The 15,721-nt window shown below is 66.0% G+C and carries 14 protein-coding genes and 8 tRNA genes; 15 read left to right on the top strand and 7 right to left on the bottom strand.

From position 1 onward, the window contains the following. Window positions 1–61: 61 nt before the first annotated feature. Window positions 62–2,116: a carboxy terminal-processing peptidase gene (locus NHL60_RS07160; RefSeq protein ID WP_253450770.1), complete on the bottom strand. Its 2,055-nt coding sequence runs from the start codon at window positions 2,114–2,116 to the stop codon at window positions 62–64. A gap of 136 nt (window positions 2,117–2,252) precedes the next feature. Here NHL60_RS07160 and NHL60_RS07165 point away from each other — a divergent pair, with 136 nt between their 5' ends. Next, window positions 2,253–3,551: a M18 family aminopeptidase gene (locus tag NHL60_RS07165; protein ID WP_253450773.1), complete on the top strand. Its 1,299-nt coding sequence runs from the start codon at window positions 2,253–2,255 to the stop codon at window positions 3,549–3,551. An 81-nt stretch (window positions 3,552–3,632) separates the two neighbouring features. Here NHL60_RS07165 and NHL60_RS07170 read toward each other — a convergent pair. Then, a tRNA-Met gene (locus NHL60_RS07170) sits at window positions 3,633–3,709 on the bottom strand. A gap of 148 nt (window positions 3,710–3,857) precedes the next feature. Between NHL60_RS07170 and NHL60_RS07175 the strand changes: the two genes are divergently transcribed. The 13 genes from NHL60_RS07175 (at window position 3,858) to ltrA (ending at window position 10,695) form a co-directional block, all read left to right on the top strand. Continuing rightward, window positions 3,858–3,933: transfer RNA gene (locus NHL60_RS07175), tRNA-Glu, on the top strand. A 34-nt stretch (window positions 3,934–3,967) separates the two neighbouring features. Continuing rightward, window positions 3,968–4,042: transfer RNA gene (locus NHL60_RS07180), tRNA-Gly, on the top strand. A 43-nt stretch (window positions 4,043–4,085) separates the two neighbouring features. Then, window positions 4,086–4,161 (top strand) — tRNA-Glu (locus NHL60_RS07185). 31 nt (window positions 4,162–4,192) lie between these two features. Then, a tRNA-Gly gene (locus tag NHL60_RS07190) sits at window positions 4,193–4,267 on the top strand. A gap of 87 nt (window positions 4,268–4,354) precedes the next feature. Beyond that, window positions 4,355–4,430, top strand: a tRNA-Glu gene (locus NHL60_RS07195). Window positions 4,431–4,458: 28 nt separating this feature from the next. Continuing rightward, window positions 4,459–4,533, top strand: a tRNA-Gly gene (locus NHL60_RS07200). A 265-nt stretch (window positions 4,534–4,798) separates the two neighbouring features. Then, window positions 4,799–5,764: an ABC transporter ATP-binding protein gene (locus NHL60_RS07205; protein ID WP_253450776.1), complete on the top strand. Its 966-nt coding sequence runs from the start codon at window positions 4,799–4,801 to the stop codon at window positions 5,762–5,764. After that, window positions 5,761–6,534, top strand: coding sequence for an ABC transporter permease (locus NHL60_RS07210; protein WP_253450779.1), 774 nt, complete (start codon window positions 5,761–5,763; stop codon window positions 6,532–6,534). The genes NHL60_RS07205 and NHL60_RS07210 overlap by 4 nt, the downstream gene beginning before the upstream one ends. Next, window positions 6,531–7,367 (top strand): NADPH-dependent 7-cyano-7-deazaguanine reductase QueF, encoded by an 837-nt coding sequence (queF, locus tag NHL60_RS07215; protein ID WP_253450781.1) that lies wholly within the window; start codon window positions 6,531–6,533, stop codon window positions 7,365–7,367. Before NHL60_RS07210 ends, queF begins: the two co-directional genes overlap by 4 nt. Before the next feature lie 56 nt (window positions 7,368–7,423). Continuing rightward, on the top strand, window positions 7,424–7,984 hold the full coding sequence (locus tag NHL60_RS07220) for a nitroreductase family protein (protein WP_253450784.1): 561 nt from the start codon (window positions 7,424–7,426) through the stop codon (window positions 7,982–7,984). A 10-nt stretch (window positions 7,985–7,994) separates the two neighbouring features. Beyond that, complete coding sequence (locus tag NHL60_RS07225; RefSeq protein WP_253450787.1) at window positions 7,995–8,501, top strand: YiiD C-terminal domain-containing protein; 507 nt, start codon at window positions 7,995–7,997, stop codon at window positions 8,499–8,501. Window positions 8,502–8,720: 219 nt separating this feature from the next. After that, window positions 8,721–8,808: transfer RNA gene (locus tag NHL60_RS07230), tRNA-Ser, on the top strand. Between the two features lie 510 nt (window positions 8,809–9,318). After that, window positions 9,319–10,695, top strand: a complete 1,377-nt coding sequence (ltrA, locus tag NHL60_RS07235; protein ID WP_253446530.1) for a group II intron reverse transcriptase/maturase — start codon at window positions 9,319–9,321, stop codon at window positions 10,693–10,695. 122 nt (window positions 10,696–10,817) lie between these two features. Here ltrA and NHL60_RS07240 read toward each other — a convergent pair whose 3' ends face one another. Beyond that, window positions 10,818–11,720: an N-acetylmuramidase family protein gene (locus NHL60_RS07240; protein ID WP_253450790.1), complete on the bottom strand. Its 903-nt coding sequence runs from the start codon at window positions 11,718–11,720 to the stop codon at window positions 10,818–10,820. Between the two features lie 258 nt (window positions 11,721–11,978). On the opposite strand from NHL60_RS07240, the gene NHL60_RS07245 reads away from it, so the two are divergent. Continuing rightward, window positions 11,979–12,404, top strand: a complete 426-nt coding sequence (locus tag NHL60_RS07245; RefSeq protein ID WP_253450793.1) for a DUF3617 family protein — start codon at window positions 11,979–11,981, stop codon at window positions 12,402–12,404. Window positions 12,405–12,411: 7 nt separating this feature from the next. Here the strand turns inward: NHL60_RS07245 and NHL60_RS07250 are convergent, their stop codons facing one another. From NHL60_RS07250 to NHL60_RS07265, 4 genes are read right to left on the bottom strand one after another with little or no spacing between them, the layout of a single operon-like run. After that, entirely contained in the window at window positions 12,412–12,711 is a 300-nt protein-coding gene (locus tag NHL60_RS07250; RefSeq protein WP_253450797.1) for an ABC transporter ATP-binding protein, read from the bottom strand. Then, window positions 12,695–12,823, bottom strand: coding sequence for a cytochrome bd-I oxidase subunit CydX (gene cydX / locus NHL60_RS07255; protein WP_253450800.1), 129 nt, complete (start codon window positions 12,821–12,823; stop codon window positions 12,695–12,697). The genes NHL60_RS07250 and cydX overlap by 17 nt, the downstream gene beginning before the upstream one ends. A gap of 26 nt (window positions 12,824–12,849) precedes the next feature. Next, on the bottom strand, window positions 12,850–13,986 hold the full coding sequence (gene cydB, locus NHL60_RS07260; protein ID WP_253450803.1) for a cytochrome d ubiquinol oxidase subunit II: 1,137 nt from the start codon (window positions 13,984–13,986) through the stop codon (window positions 12,850–12,852). Window position 13,987: 1 nt separating this feature from the next. Further along, entirely contained in the window at window positions 13,988–15,568 is a 1,581-nt protein-coding gene (locus NHL60_RS07265) for a cytochrome ubiquinol oxidase subunit I (RefSeq protein WP_253450805.1), read from the bottom strand. Window positions 15,569–15,721: the final 153 nt, after the last annotated feature.

Genomic DNA, 15,721 nt, shown 5'->3' on the forward strand with positions numbered 1-15,721 from the left:
TTGTCGGACATGAAAACGCCGCCCCGAAGGGCGGCGCGTTGGGCTTTCGGTGCCGGCGATATCAGTTGCGCTGGGCGTAGCGGTAGCCGGGGTCCAGCAGGGCGTAGTCGAGCAGGATATGGGCGGCCTCCTGCACCTGGACCTGCTCCACCGGCTCTTCGTCGCTCTCCTCATCGCGGGCGTCAATCCACTCCTCGAGCAGGTCCAGGCCAAGCGCCTGGCGGCGCGTGTTCTCCAGGGCGAGCTGCTCGGCCTCCTGCTCCTCGACCTCCCGCTGGCGCTGCTCGCGGTTCAGGCTGACGCTGACGGTCTGCTCGCGCAGGCGACGGTTGAGCTCTGCCTGCTCGGTCAGGTAGCGAAAGTTCGGGTGCTCGGCGGCGCGAGTACGGTGGCGGTCCTTGATCGCCTCCAGGTGGCGCCACGGCTCGCCGTAGTGGCGATACTGCACCGAGCGCACGGTATCCCAGTCCAGGGCGTTGTCCAGGCTGCTTTCGCCGATCAGCTCCGGGTCGATCAGGCTCGGGAAAATGATGTCCGGCTCCACGCCGCGGTGCTGGGTGCTGTCGCCGGAGATGCGGTAGAACTTGGCGCGGGTCAGCTTGATCTGGCCGTGGCTCAGGTCGTTGAGGGTCTGCACCGTGCCCTTGCCGAACGTCGGCGTGCCCAGCACCAGGCCGCGGCCGTAATCCTGGATGGCGCCGGCGAAGATCTCCGAGGCGGAGGCGGACAGGCGATTGACCAGCACGCCCAGGGGGCCGTCATAGAGGGTGCCGGCCTCGGTGTCGCCGTAGAGGCTGATACGGCCCCGGGCGTCACGCACCTGCACGGTGGGGCCGCGGTCGATAAAGAGGCCGATCAGCGAGTTGGCCTCCTGCAGGGCGCCACCGCCGTTATTGCGCAGGTCGAGCACAATGCCCTCCACGCCCTCTTCCTTGAGGCGCTCGACCTCCCGGGCCACGTCTCGGGTGGTGCTGCGGAAGTCTTCCTCACCCGCCTGCCAGGCATCGAAGTCCACGTAGAAGGTGGGGATCTTGATGACGCCGATGCGGTGCATGCCGTCATCCCGCTCGATCTCGATCACCTTGCCCTGAGCTGCCTGATCCTCCAGGTTCACGGTGTCCCGGGTGATCTCGACGACCCGCGACCGGGTCATGTCCACCGCCTGGGCGGGCACCACGTCAAGGCGCACCACCGAGCCCTTGGGGCCGCGAATCAGGTCTACCACGTTGTCCAGGCGCATGCCCACTACGTTGACCATCTCGCCCTCTTCCTGGCCGACGGCGATGATGCGGTCGGCGGGTTCCAGCACGCCGGCGCGGTCGGCGGGGCCGCCGGGCACCAGGCTTGCGACCTTCACGTACTCGCCGTCGGACTGCAGCATGGCGCCGATGCCCTCCAGTGAGAGGCGCATCTGGATATCGAAGGACTCGCCCTGGCGGGGGGAGAGGTAGCCGCTATGGGGGTCGATGCTGCTGGTGACCGCCGCCATGAAGAGGCCGAAGATGTCCTCCTCGTTGGTCTGGCGAACCCGGCTGAGCTGCCCCTCGTAGCGCTGACGCAGGTTGGTCTCAACCTGGTCATCGTCCTGGCCGCTGATGGCAAGCGTGAGGGCGGCGTTCTTGAGGCGCTTGAACCAGAGCTCATCGAGCTCCTCGATGCTCTCGGCCCAAGGGGCCTCGTCACGGTCGAGCTCGAGGCGCATGTCGCTGTCGTAGGTGAAGTTCAGCCCCTCGTCGAGCCGTTCCAGCAGCCATTCGAAGCGTGACTCGGCGCGCTCGTGATAGCGGTGGTAAAGCGCGTAGATATCGTTAAGGTCGCCATCGAAGAGGGCGTCGTCGATGCGCGCTTCCAGGTGGCGGAAGTCGTCGACATCCTCGGCCAGCAGGAAGGCGCGTTGGCCGTCCAGGACCGACAGATAGCGCTCGAAGGCCTGGTGCGACCAGGCGTCATCCAGGCTGATGTCGGCGTAGTGGCCATAGCGCAGCGATTCGGCGACCTCGACGGCCGCCTGACGCTGGGCGTCGGTGGGTTGCGGCTGCGCCAGGGCAACCCCGGCAACCAGCAGCAGGCCGACCAGAGCGGCGGCTGGACGTGCCAGGTGGGCAAGCAGGCTCATCGATGAAGCACTCCCGGTTTCATGTACACTCTAGTTCCCTTGACCCTTTTCGGGCCCGCGAGTTGCGCGGACCGAAGGAGTATTGTAGCAGCTTCCCCCGTCATCCCATGACACCTGTTAGTCAGTAGAGGATCTCATGTCCCAGGACGACCTCATCGAGCGCCTGCTCGAATTTCTGCGCCGTTCGCCCACCCCCTGGCATGCCGTCGGCAGCATGGCCGCCCGCCTCGAGGCGGCGGGCTTCCGTCGCCTGGACGAGCGTGACGGCTGGCGGCTCTCGCCCGGCGAGCGCGTCTATGTGACCCGCAACGACTCCTCCATCGTTGCCCTGCAGCTGCCCGAAGGGGAGCTCGCCGCGCTGCGCATGATCGGCGCCCACACCGATAGCCCTGGCCTGCGCCTCAAGCCCAGCGCTGCCCAGACCAGTGCCGGCTGGCTGCAGCTCGGCGTCGAGACCTATGGCGGTATGCTGCTGGCCCCCTGGTTTGACCGAGACCTGGGGTTGGCGGGGCGCCTCCATGTGCGACATCCCGACGGTCGCCTCCAGGGGCTCCTGCTCAGCGTCGACCGTCCGGTGGCGATCATTCCGAGCCTGGCCATTCACCTGGATCGCGACGTCAATCAGGGGCGGCCGATCAACGCCCAGACCGAGATGGCGCCGGTCTTCCTGCAAGGGGGGGGGAAGGCCGACCTGGAGCGCCTGCTCAAGGGCTGGGTCGCCGAGCAGCACGGTCTTGACGGGGTGGAGATTCTCGACTTCGAACTGGGCTTTCATGACATGCAGCCCCCGGCTCGCGTTGGCGTTGAGGGCGAGCTGATCGCCAGTGCGCGGCTCGATAACCTGCTCTCCTGCTTTATCGGCCTGGAGGCCCTGCTCTCCTCGGATGGTAAGCAGGGTGCCCTGCTGGTCGCCAACGACCACGAAGAGGTGGGCAGTGCCAGCGCCTGCGGGGCTCAGGGGCCCTTCCTCGGCGACGTGTTGCGTCGGGTCAATGAGCAGCTCGGCGGGGGAGGGGAGGAGTCCTTCATTCGCCTGGTTCAGGCGTCGCGGATGATCTCCTGCGATAACGCCCATGCGCTGCACCCCAACTTCACCGACAAGCACGACGCCGCCCACGGGCCGGCGCTCAACGGCGGGCCGGTGATCAAGGTCAACGCCAACCAGCGCTACGCCACCAACAGTGCTACTGCGGCCATGTTCCGGGATCTGTGTCGCGAGGCGGGGGTGCCGGTGCAGACTTTCGTGACTCGTGCCGACATGGGCTGCGGCAGCACCATCGGGCCGATCACCGCCACCGAGCTTGGGGTGCCGACACTGGACGTGGGGGCGCCCCAGTGGGCCATGCACTCCATTCGTGAGACGGCGGGTGTGCGGGACGTGGAATATCTGACCCGTGCGCTCGTCGCCTTCTGCAATCGCGCTGACCTGGCGTGAGCCTGTCCGGCCAGGCAGGATGCGCCGCTGGTCGAGCGCATACAAAAAACCCGGCGCCTGAGGCGCCGGGTTTTGCGGTTCTGGTGGCTACGCCCTGATTTGAACAGGGGACCCCATCATTATGAGTGATGTGCTCTAACCAGCTGAGCTACGTAGCCAGCGGCGCGTACTTTATCCCCCGCCGCAGGTCGTGTCAACTCCCTGATGGCAAAGGGTTCACGTTCGAAAAACCGCCTTCGCGAGGTGCTTGACACCCGTCGAGTGGCTCAGTAACATACGCGCCACCTCGACGAGCCGAGACATTGCGTCCCATTCGTCTAGTGGTCTAGGACACCGCCCTTTCACGGCGGGAACAGGGGTTCGAACCCCCTATGGGACGCCACTCGACTCATCAAGGTGCCGGAGTGCAAGAAAACGCGGGAATAGCTCAGTGGTAGAGCACAACCTTGCCAAGGTTGGGGTCGCGAGTTCGAATCTCGTTTCCCGCTCCATCTACCCTTAGGTAGGCGGAATCAGCTTTAAACGGCTTACTGCGTCCCATTCGTCTAGTGGTCCAGGACACCGCCCTTTCACGGCGGGAACAGGGGTTCGAACCCCCTATGGGACGCCACTTCTCCGGTAGCAACAGGCAGTGCGATCAAGCGGGAATAGCTCAGTGGTAGAGCACAACCTTGCCAAGGTTGGGGTCGCGAGTTCGAATCTCGTTTCCCGCTCCATCTACCGTTAGGTAGGCGGAACAGAGCAGGTAGGAGGGTCGCGAGCTGGAACGCCAGCCCGGTCGAATCTCGTTTCCCGCTCCATGCGTCCCATTCGTCTAGTGGTCTAGGACACCGCCCTTTCACGGCGGGAACAGGGGTTCGAACCCCCTATGGGACGCCACTTCGCAACTGCAGGCGGTACTCGACAAGCGGGAATAGCTCAGTGGTAGAGCACAACCTTGCCAAGGTTGGGGTCGCGAGTTCGAATCTCGTTTCCCGCTCCATGTCGGTCTGCGTCAAGCCAAGCTTGCGGTCACGATCCGGTGCGCCGGCCCGATGGATCGCCAGCCCGGCCGAATCTCGTTTCCCGCTTCATATCGTCAACCCCATCGTTCTTTTTAGATGCTTGCTCCTGTGCAGGCGTTTTTGCGTGTCCGGCTCCCGTGGCCGTCCTCGCCCAGCGCCTTGAATCCGCAGGCGCCTGCCCCCATATCCTCATGCCTTTGCGGCATGACCGCCGCTTCCCCTGACCAGCATCAAGGATTGCGCATGGCCGAACCGGCTCTGTCCATCCGTGGCCTCACCAAGGTCTACGGTAATGGCTTCCAGGCCCTCAAGGGCATCGACCTCGACGTCGCCGAAGGAGATTTCTTCGCGCTGCTGGGCCCCAACGGCGCCGGCAAGTCCACCACCCTCGGCGTGGTCTGCTCCCTGGTGCAGAAGAGCGCCGGAGAGGTCTCGATCTTCGGCATCGACATCGATCGTGACTTTGCCCGGGCCAAGTACCACCTGGGCGTGGTGCCCCAGGAGTTCAACTTCAACCAGTTCGAGAAAGTGATCGATATCGTGCTGGCCCAGGCGGGCTACTACGGCATGACCCGCCGGGAGGCGCTGCCCCGGGCCGAGGAGCTGTTGCGCGACCTCGGCCTCTGGGACAAGCGCAATGGCAGCGCTCGCATGCTCTCCGGCGGCATGAAGCGCCGCCTGATGATCGCCCGAGCTCTGATGCACCGGCCGAAGCTGCTGATCCTGGACGAACCCACCGCTGGCGTCGACATCGAGCTGCGCCGCAGCATGTGGGAGTACATGCGCCGCATCAACCGCGAGGAGGGCACCACCATCATCCTCACCACCCACTACCTGGAGGAGGCCGAGAGCCTCTGTCGCAACGTGGCGATCATCAACCACGGCGAGATCGTGCGCAACACCGGCGTGCGGGAACTGCTCGCCGAGCTCGACACCGAGACCTTCCTGCTCGACCTGGCCGCCCCCCTGGCGGCGCCGCCGGAGGTCCCCGGCTTCGAGGTGAGCCAGGTGGAGCCGGCCCAGCTGGCACTGGTGGTCCATCGGGGGCAGCGCATCAACGACGCCTTCAGCGCCCTCTCCGCGCAGGGGCTCGAGGTGGTCTCCATGCGCAACCGCGCCAACCGCCTCGAGGAGATGTTCGTCTCCATGGTGGAGCAGGGCAATGACGCCCGCGACAAGGCCGCCGCCGGCGCGGAGGTACGCTCATGAACGCCATGCAGACCGCTATCGCCCTCTGGACCCTGGTGGTCAAGGAGATCAAGCGCTTCACGCGTATCTGGCCGCAGACCCTGCTGCCGCCCTCCATCACCATGACCATGTACTTCATCATCTTCGGCAGCCTGATCGGCTCGCGCATCGGCGAGATGGACGGCTTCAGCTACATGGACTTCATCGTGCCGGGGCTGATCATGATGTCGGTGATCACCAACAGCTACTCCAACGTGGCCTCGAGCTTCTTCTCCAACAAGTTCCAGCGCTCCATCGAGGAGATGATGGTCTCGCCGATGCCCAACTGGGTGATTCTCTCCGGCTTCGTGCTGGGGGGCATGGCCCGGGGGCTCGGCGTGGGGCTGATCGTCACCATCGTGTCGCTCTTCTTCACCCGCATCAGCATCGCCCATCCGCTGCTGACCATCGGCGTGGTGGTGCTGACCTCGGCGCTCTTCTCCATCGGTGGCTTCATCAATGCGCTGCTGGCCAACAAGTTCGATGATGTCTCCATCGTGCCGACCTTCATTCTCACGCCGCTGACCTATCTGGGCGGGGTCTTCTACTCCATCTCGCTGCTGCCCGCCTTCTGGCAGGGCGCCTCGATGCTCAACCCCATCCTCTACATGGTCAACGTCTTCCGCTACGGCTTCCTCGGCGTCTCCGATATCCCGGTGGGCTGGGCGCTGGCCGCCGTCGTCGCCTTCATCGCCGTGTTGTTCAGCATCGCCCTGTGGATGCTGGAGCGCGGCAAGGGAATCCGTTCATGAACCAACATCGCCCCGAGACCCTCGAACACGCTCCCCTGGGTCGGGAGTCCGCCTATCCGCAGCGCTACGACGCCGCGCTGCTCTACCCGATTCCCCGGGCCGCCAATCGGGCGCCCCTGGGCATCGGCGAGGGCGCGCTGCCCTTCGTCGGCGAGGACGAGTGGCACGCCTTCGAGACCAGCTGGCTCAATGCCCGGGGCAAGCCGGTGGTGGCCGTGGCGCGTTTCCGGCTGCCCGCGGACTCGGCGAACCTGATCGAGTCCAAGTCCTGGAAGCTCTACCTGAACGGCTTCAACCAGACCCGCTTCGAGAGCCGCGAGGCGGTGGCCGAGATCCTCAAGCGCGACCTCGCCGCGGCGGCCGGCGCGCCGGTGGCGGTCGAGCTGTTCGCCGTCGATGACGAGGCGCTCACCCCCCGCTCCCTGCCCGGAGAGTGCCTGGATGATCTCGATATCGAGGTCGACCGCTACACCCCCAGCGCCGAGCTGCTGACGGTGGGCGATGAGATCGTCGAGGAGACCCTCTATTCGCACCTGCTCAAGTCCAACTGCCCGGTCACCGGCCAGCCCGACTGGGGCAGCGTGCTGATCCGCTACCGCGGGCCCAGGCTCGACCGCGAGGGACTGCTGCGCTACCTGATTGGCTATCGCCAGCACCAGGACTTCCACGAGCACTGCGTGGAGCACATCTTCATGGACCTGCTCGAGCGCGCCCGCCCCGAGCGGCTGCTGGTGCTGGCCCGCTATGTGCGCCGGGGCGGGCTTGATATCAGCCCCTGGCGGGGCACCCCCGGCGAGCGCCCGCCGGAGCCCCTGCGCCTGGCCCGCCAGTAGCGCCGGCCAGGCGCCTTGGGTAGAGTGCCGTTAACTCACGCTAACAGGAGCACGACATGGATGCGATGACGCTGCTGCACGAACGCAGCTCCATGGGCAAGCTGATGGGCCCGCCGCCGACGCCCGAGCAGCTCGAGGCGATCTACCGCGCGGCCCTGCGCGCCCCGGACCACAAGGAGCTGCGCCCCTGGCGCTTCGTCGAGTTCAGCGGGGAGGGCCGTGAGCGTCTGGGCGAGCTGTTCGCCGAGGCGGAGTATCGCGAGGATCCCCATGTGGGGGATACCGCCCTGGACGCCGCTCGCAAGAAGCCGCTGCGGGCCCCCATGGTGATCGCGGTGATCGCCAGGGTGACCCCGGATGTGCCCAAGGTGCCGCGGATCGAGCAGGTGATCTCCGCCGGTTGCGCCGCCCACGCCATCCTGCTGGCCGCCCATGCCCAGGGGCTCGGGGCCATGTGGCGCAGCGGCAAGTACGCCTTCGACCCCACGGTCCGCAAGGGCCTGGGGCTCGACGAGGAGGATGAGGTGGTAGCCTTCATCTATCTCGGCCAGCTGGGCGGGCGACACAAGCCCATTCCCGAGCATGATATCGACGCCTTCGTTGAACGCTGGCGCTGAGGGGGGATAGATGCGCGAGATCGGCAAGCCCCACCCGCGGCTCCCGCTGCCCGCCGAGGGCCAGGAGGATGATCCGCAGCGCTTCCTGGCCTGGCTCGGCGAGGCGATTCCCATGGTCGAGCACCTGGGCATCCGCGAGATGCGCCGGGACGGCCAGCGTCTCGTCTGGCAGCTGGCGCTGACGCCCAGCCTCAACGACAAGGGCACCGGCTTCGGCGGAGCCCTCACCGCCCAGGCCACCCTGCTGGGCTGGTGCTGGACGACCCTCTGGCTGCGTCGCCGGGGGCTTGCTCGGGACGTGGTGGTGGCCGAGGCCAGCCAGCGCTTCCTGGCGCCGGTCACCGGCGACTATCGCTTCGAGTGCGAGCCGGAAGCGGAGGAGGGGCCCGAGAACCTCGCACTGCAGCTGGCCCAGAAGGGGCGGGGGCGTATCACCCTGGTCCAGCGGCTCTGGTGCGGCGAGGTGCTCTGCCTGGAGGCTCGCAGCAATTACGCGGTGTTAGCGGCTTCTTCTTGATCCCAGGTCGGGTAGTGCTGGAATCCGCCTGGCTCAGGCGAGCTGGCTGCGCGAACACGCTGCCGTCACTTCCAGGGCTTCCTCTATGCGCGGCCCGTCCCGGTCGGCGAGCTCCTCCCTCCGGGGAAAAAGCGGCTTGCAATCGAACACTTAAGGCGATAACATATGCGCCGTTCTTGAGCGAAAGGCCTCGCGCCTCCAGCCCATGAGCCACAACGTGGAGGGGTGTCCGAGTGGTCGAAGGAGCACGCCTGGAAAGTGTGTAAGTCGAAAGGCTTCGAGGGTTCGAATCCCTCCCCCTCCGCCACGAATATCGAAAAAGCCGCTGAGAAATCAGCGGCTTTTTCTTTGGTGCGCCAGGCATGGCGCGTAGCACCGATAGGTGCTGTTCCCGAGGGTGGTGCCTCGGGATGACTTGGGGGTGAAAGTCCCCTGCGGACCCTGATAGCGGGAACCGCTAGCCGAACAGCAAGGGTGTCCGCCGCGAGGCGGAATCTGAAGGAAGCTGAAGGCAAACTCCCGGCCTGACGGACAGAAATCGCATACGAGGCTGTCGCACCTGGGCGAGGGCGCCAAGTTACCCGAAGCCCGATAGCTATCCGGAAGGGGCGGCAGTAAATGCGGCGGGTAGATGGGAGGAAGGTCGCGCGTCTTACCCTGGGAGGTCTGGTGGTCTGCCACGGTGCTACCGGCGCCGAGAGGCGGCGGGATGGGCCACCAGACGTCAGCAGAGGCCATAGTAAGTGTCGACTCACCCCGACACCAAGGGCCGAACATGAAGAACCGCGAGTAGGCGATGATGTCTCGAGGATCGATCATGAAGGCAGAAAGTGGCGCTGATACCGCCACCCACCCAGAGGGGCAGGGGCAGTACCCCGGGTCCCGGCCGGTGGGCGTCGAGACGGTCCCGGCGTCGTCATCGTGGACGAAAGCGGAGCCCGCCCCGCTCATGGAAGCCGTGGTAGAGAAGGCCAACATGGCGCGGGCTTACCGAAGGGTGGTCGCCAACAAGGGGGCGCCGGGTGCCGATGGCATGACGGTCCACCAGTTGGCCGACCACCTGAAGGAATGCTGGCCAACGCTGTGCGAACGGCTACTGGCCGGTGAGTACCACCCCAGCCCGATCCGAGCCGTCGAGATCCCCAAGCCCAAGGGCGGAACGCGACAGCTCGGCATCCCCACGGTTACCGACCGGCTGATTCAGCAGGCTCTGCTTCAGGTGCTGACGCCGATCTTCGATCCGGAATTCTCCGCATCGAGTTACGGCTATCGCCCTGGGCGCAGTGCCCAGCAGGCCGTCTCGGCGATGAAGTCCCATGTCACTGCCGGCCACCGCTGGGTGGTCGACCTCGACCTGGAAGCCTTCTTCGACCGGGTAAACCACGACCTGCTGATGGCGCGGGTCGCGCGCCGCATCCGCGACAAGCGAGCATTGCGCCTGATCCGACGCTATCTGGAAGCCGGGATGTTCCAGGACGGCCTGGCCGCGCCACGCCGGCAGGGCACGCCCCAGGGCGGGCCACTCAGCCCGCTGCTGGCCAATATCCTGCTGGATGACGTGGATAAGGAGCTGGAACGCCGCGGTCACCGCTTCTGCCGCTACGCCGATGACATGCAGGTGTATGTCAGGAGTCGGCGAGCGGGCGAGCGCGTCATGGCCAGTCTGAGTGATTTTCTCGAGAGCTCGCTCAGGCTGACGGTCAATGGCGACAAGAGTGCGGTGGACCGACCCTGGAACCGGGGGTACCTGGGTTACACGCTGACCCGGCACAAGTTGCCGAAGCTGACGCTGGCCAAGGCCAGCCTGCAGCGCCTGATGCAGCGTGTCCGCGAGATCCTCAAGCGCGGCAGGGGGCGCAACATACGGCGAGTCATTGAGGAGCTGGCCCCCGTCCTGCGGGGCTGGGCCAATTACTTCCGCCTTGTCGATGTAAGGCACCCCCTGGAAGTGCTGGATCAATGGATACGCCGTCGACTGCGCTGCGTGATCTGGCGGCAGTGGAAGCGCCCATGGACCCGGCGGCGCAAGCTACTGGCGCTGGGCCTGGGCGACAAGCGTGCCTGGAAATCAGCGGGGAATGGGCGAGGTCCCTGGTGGAACGCCGGCGCCTCGCACATGAATCAGGCTTTGCCACGGAAATGGTTCGAGCAGCAGGGCCTGATCTCGGTACTCGATACGGTCAAGAGGGCTTAGTCGTTCTTCGTGAACCGCCGTGGTACGGAACCGTATGCCCGGTGGTGTGAGAGGACGGGGGAGGCGACTCCCCCTCCTACTCGATCCTGGAAAAGGTCGGGGGTCGCCCTCTGCGGTGCTGCTCACGCCAGCATGCCTGACTCGTCCAGCCCGTGGCGGTGTCGCTCGAAGGCCTGGGCCATCTTGAGATCGTAGCGGTTCCTGGCGTAGGCGGGGCCGTTGTAGCGACGTGCGAAGCGGTCCCACTGCTGATGGCGCAGCGACGAGAGCAATACCGTGTCCTTCTGGATGAAGCGCACGAAGGCGTCGAGGTGCGCCCGCTCCCCCCGGTGCATGCACTCCACATAGTGCCGGGCGCTGTCGTACTCCAGGTGCTGCCAGTGAAAACCCATGATCTGGAAGAGTCCCCAGGAGGCGGACTCCAGTGCGCTGTCGTGGTGGATCTGCTGGGCGCGCTCCAGGCGCTCGTACTCTCTGACGCCCCCCGCGTAGCCCCCCGGTGAAGTGTTGACCAGATCGGGGGCGCTGGCGACATAGGGGGCTGGGTCGATGCCGTGGTGGCGGAGCCGGCGCGCCATGATATGGCGTTCGAAGAGGATGGCCGGCCTGCCGTTGGAGAAGAAGCCGCTCCCCCGGGACTCCACCTCGTTGACCGCCATCACTGCGGCTACCGGCACCTTCAGTTCATCGGCGGCCCACTCCAGGTCCCGCTGGCCCAGCAGGCGATCATCGGCAGGGCGCGGGTTCGGCCGGTGCCCGTGCTGGTCGCTGTCCTCCTGACGGGCCTCGTCCAGCACTGCCTCTGTCTTGGGGCCCGCCAGGCCGTCCACCACCAGCCCGCTGCGCTTCTGGAAGGCGCGCACCGCCTGCTCGGTCAGGGGGCCGAACTGACCATCCACCGTCAGTGAAAAGCCTGCGGCGTTGAGGCGCTGCTGCAGTGCGCGCACCTCATCCCCCGAATCACCTCGGCGCAATACAAGGTCTCGCCGAGGAACGAAATCCACTTCGGAGTACCAGTCGGACATGATGAGTCCTCCTGCCGTTTCCTGAACGATAGTGAGCGGAGTGGCAGGGCGCCAGTGCGGAGATCGGGGGGCAGCTCACCGGCAGGCTTGCGTTGCTCACGCCGCGGCATGGCGCCTGGCCGAATCGCTACGCGGGTCTCCGGCGTCGCTTTAGCTGCCCGGCCAACGTTGGGTGCATTTGGGCCCCCGGGAAGATTGGGGGTAAGCTGACCGGGATGCCGAAGGAGAGGTATCCCATTCACCGTTCGGAGACGCCCCATGCTGTCACGCCCCCTCTTTGCCGCTGCCCTGCTGGCCCTGCCGCTCACCGCCATGGCGGAGACCCCCAATATCACCCCCGGGCTTTGGGAGTTCACCAGCACCACCTCGGTGACCGGCGAGATCCCGATTCCCGACCAGACCGACACCCACCAGGAGTGCATCGCCCAAGGCGACCTCGAGGATCCGGACTTCCAGTTCCTCGAGTTGGAGGAGGGCTGTGAGCTGCTCGAGCACAACGTCTCTGCCGATGGCATCGACTACCGGATGATCTGTCGAGAAGAGGGCGGCGAGGCCAACATCAACGGCCGCATGGACTTCCTGCGCGAGCGCCTCGAGGGCAGCGTCGATGTCACTGTCCAGTCGCCCATGGGCGAGATGCAGATGAATACCGTGGTGGAAGGCGCCCATATCGGCGACTGCTGATTTGCCCTCATCCGGTCGGCCTGAGTGCCGGCCGGCCCATCTCGTCAAGGGTCAGCTGACGCTGTCGCACTGCCGGAGCCTCCAGGGCGACATGGCTGGCGATCACCAGCAGCCCCTGCCCCTGGCGGCGCAGCAGGCACTCGACCACCCGCGCCCGGGTGGCGGCGTCCAGCCCCGCCAGGGGCTCATCCAGCAGCAGCACGGGCCGGCGCGCCAGCAGCAGCGCACCGCGCAGCCAGTGGCGCTGAGGGGCGGGGCAGCGGGCGAGCCGCTGCCGCGGGGTGGGCGACTCAGTCGCCGCGCTCATGGTCCTCTCCGGCGCTTTCGCCTTCATAGCCGTTGAGCTCCAGCCACATGGCGTTGAGGATGCCGAGGGCGGCGGCCAGGGTGACGCCGAGAATCCAGGCGAAGTACCACATCGTCGTAATCTCCTTTCAGGCCGGGCTCAGTAGAGCGCCTTGTCGGTGTCGCGGATGTACTGCTCGTTGAGCCGGCCGCGCATCACCCAGTAGCTCCAGGCGGTGTAGGCGAGCACCAGGGGCACGAAGATCAGCACGACCACGAACATGATCATCAGCGTCATGTAGCTGGCGGTGGCGTCCCACATGGTCAGGCTGTGGGCCGGGTTGAGCGACGAGGGCATCACGAAGGGGAACATGGTGACGCCGGTGGTGACGATCACCATGGCCATGGCCAGCGAAGAGCTGACGAAGGCCAGCACGTGGCGCCCCGCCTTCATGGTCAGCGAGCAGAGCACGAAGCCCGCAAGGCCCAGCAGCGGCAGCAGCCAGAGCGCCGGGAAGCGCGCATAGTTGGCCATCCAGCCGCCGGCGCTCGCCTCCACCAGCTTGGCGGTGGTGGCGTTGTGGCCCTGGGTGTCGATGACGCTGGTCACCTGGTAGCCGTCCACGCCGAACATCAGCCAGACCCCCGCCACCAGGAAGAGCCCCGCGCAGACCAGGGCGGTCAGGGTGCCGATGGCGGCGCTGCGGGCGCGCAGCTCGCCCTCGGTCTTCATCTGCAGCCAGGCGGCGCCATGGGTGACAAACATCAGCAGGCTGAGCAGCCCGGCCAGCAGCGCGAAGGGGTTGAGCAGGCCGAGCAGTCCGCCCTGGTAGTCCAGGCGCAGGATGTCGTCGAACTGGAAGGGCACGCCCTGCAGCAGGTTGCCGAAGGCGACGCCGAAGATCAGCGCCGGCACCGCCGAGCCGATGGTCAGCATCCAGTCCCAGCGGCTGCGCCACACGGGGCTGTCGAGCTTGGAGCGGTAGTCGAAGGCCAGCGGGCGCAGGAAGAGCGCGAACAGGGTCAGCATCAGCGCCAGGTAGAAGCCGTTGAAGGCGGCGGCGTAGACCGGCGGCCAGGCGGCGAAGAGCGCGCCGCCGGCGGTGATCAGCCACACCTGGTTGCCGTCCCAGTGGGGCGCCATGGAGTTGATCATCACCCGGCGCTCCTCGTCGTTGTGGCCCACCACCTTGAGCAGGCTGGCCACCCCCATGTCGAAGCCGTCGGTGACCGCGAACCCGATCAGCAGCACGCCGATCAGCACCCACCAGATGAATCTGAGCGTTTCGTAGTCCATGTCATGCCTCCTGAGGCTTGCTTGCCAGCGCGGTGTCGGGCGCATCGAGGTCGTCCGGGCCGGCGTGATAGCCGCTGCCGGAGGGCCCCTTGCGAGCGAAGTGCTGCATCAGCCAGATCTCGATGACCACGAAGATGGTGTAGAGCACGGCGATGGCGATCAGGGTGAAGAGCACCTGGTTGACCGTCAGGTGGGAGACGGCGATATGGATCGGCAGGATCTCGCCGATGGCCCAGGGCTGGCGACCATATTCGGCGACGAACCAGCCGGCCTCGGAGGCGATCCAGGGCAGCGGCAGGCTGAACAGGGCGAAACGCAGCAGCCAGGGGGACGCCTCGGGCTGGCGGCGTACGCTGTGCCAGAAGGCCAGCACGAAGAGCACCAGCATGATGAAGCCGGCGGCCACCATGAGGCGGAAGGTCCAGAACAGCGGCCACACCTTGGGCACCGAGGCCTCCACGGCGCGCTCGATCTCGGCGGCGGTGGCATTGGGCACGTCGTCGGTATAGGCGCTGAGCAGCAGGCCGTAGCCCAGGTCGCCGCGCACCTCCTCGAAGCGGGCCGCGTCGGCCTCGCTGCCCTCGCCGCGACGCAGGCGGTACATCAGCTCATAGGCCTCCTGGCCGGTGATGATGCGCTCGCGGTGCTGCTCCTTGAGCTCGCGAATGCCGGTCACCTCCTGGTCCAGAGAGCGAGTGGCGATCAGCCCCAGGGCGGCGGGAATATGGATGGCGAAGTCGGTGCGCTGCTCCGCCTCGTTGGGCAGCCCCACCAGGGTGAAGGCGGCGGGCGCCGGCTGGGTCTCCCACTCCGCCTCGATGGCGGCCAGCTTGACCTGCTGCACGTCGCCCAGCTCGTAGCCGGACTCGTCGCCCAGCACGATCACCGACAGCACGGCGGCCAGGCCGAAGGCGGAGGCGATGGCGAAGCTGCGCCGGGCGAAGGCGACCTCGCGGCCCTTGAGCAGGTACCAGCTGGAGATGGCCAGCACGAAGACGGCACCGGTGACGTAGCCGGCGGAGACGGTGTGCACGAACTTGACCTGAGCCACCGGGCTGAGCAGCACCTCGCTGAAGCTGGTCAGCTCCATGCGCATGGTCTCGAGGTTGAACTCGGAACCGATGGGGTACTGCATCCAGCCGTTGGCGACCAGGATCCAGAGCGCGGAGAGGTTGGTGGCCAGGGCCATCAGCCAGGTGACGGCGAGGTGCTTCTGCTTCGACATGCGGTCCCAGCCGAAGAAGAAGAGCCCCACCAGAGTCGACTCCAGGAAGAAGGCCATCAGCGCCTCGATGGCCAGCGGCGCCCCGAAGATGTCGCCCACATAGTGGGAGTAGTAGGACCAGTTGGTCCCGAACTGGAACTCCATGGCGATGCCGGTGGTGACCCCCAGGGCGAAGTTGATGCCGAACAGCTTGCCCCAGAACTTGGTCATTTCGCGATAGATGGTCTTGCCGGTCATCACGTAGACCGTCTCCATCATCGCCAGCAGGATCGAGAGACCCAGCGTGAGTGGTACGAACAGGAAATGCACCATCGCCGTGAAGGCGAACTGCAACCTGGATAGTTCAACGATGTCCATGTGCGACTCCGTGAGATGGGCGGATATCACGGCAGGCTTGCCTGCGGGTATGGGTGCTGCCACGGCCAATATAGGCAAGCCCTGTCCGCAGAAAATTGACATGAATCAATTTTGTTAAGTCGCATAACCTGCTGATGTGGAAGAAGAAATATA

This window comes from Halomonas sp. Y3 (genome assembly GCF_024137965.1).
Classification (GTDB): Bacteria; Pseudomonadota; Gammaproteobacteria; order Pseudomonadales; family Halomonadaceae; genus Halomonas; species Halomonas mongoliensis.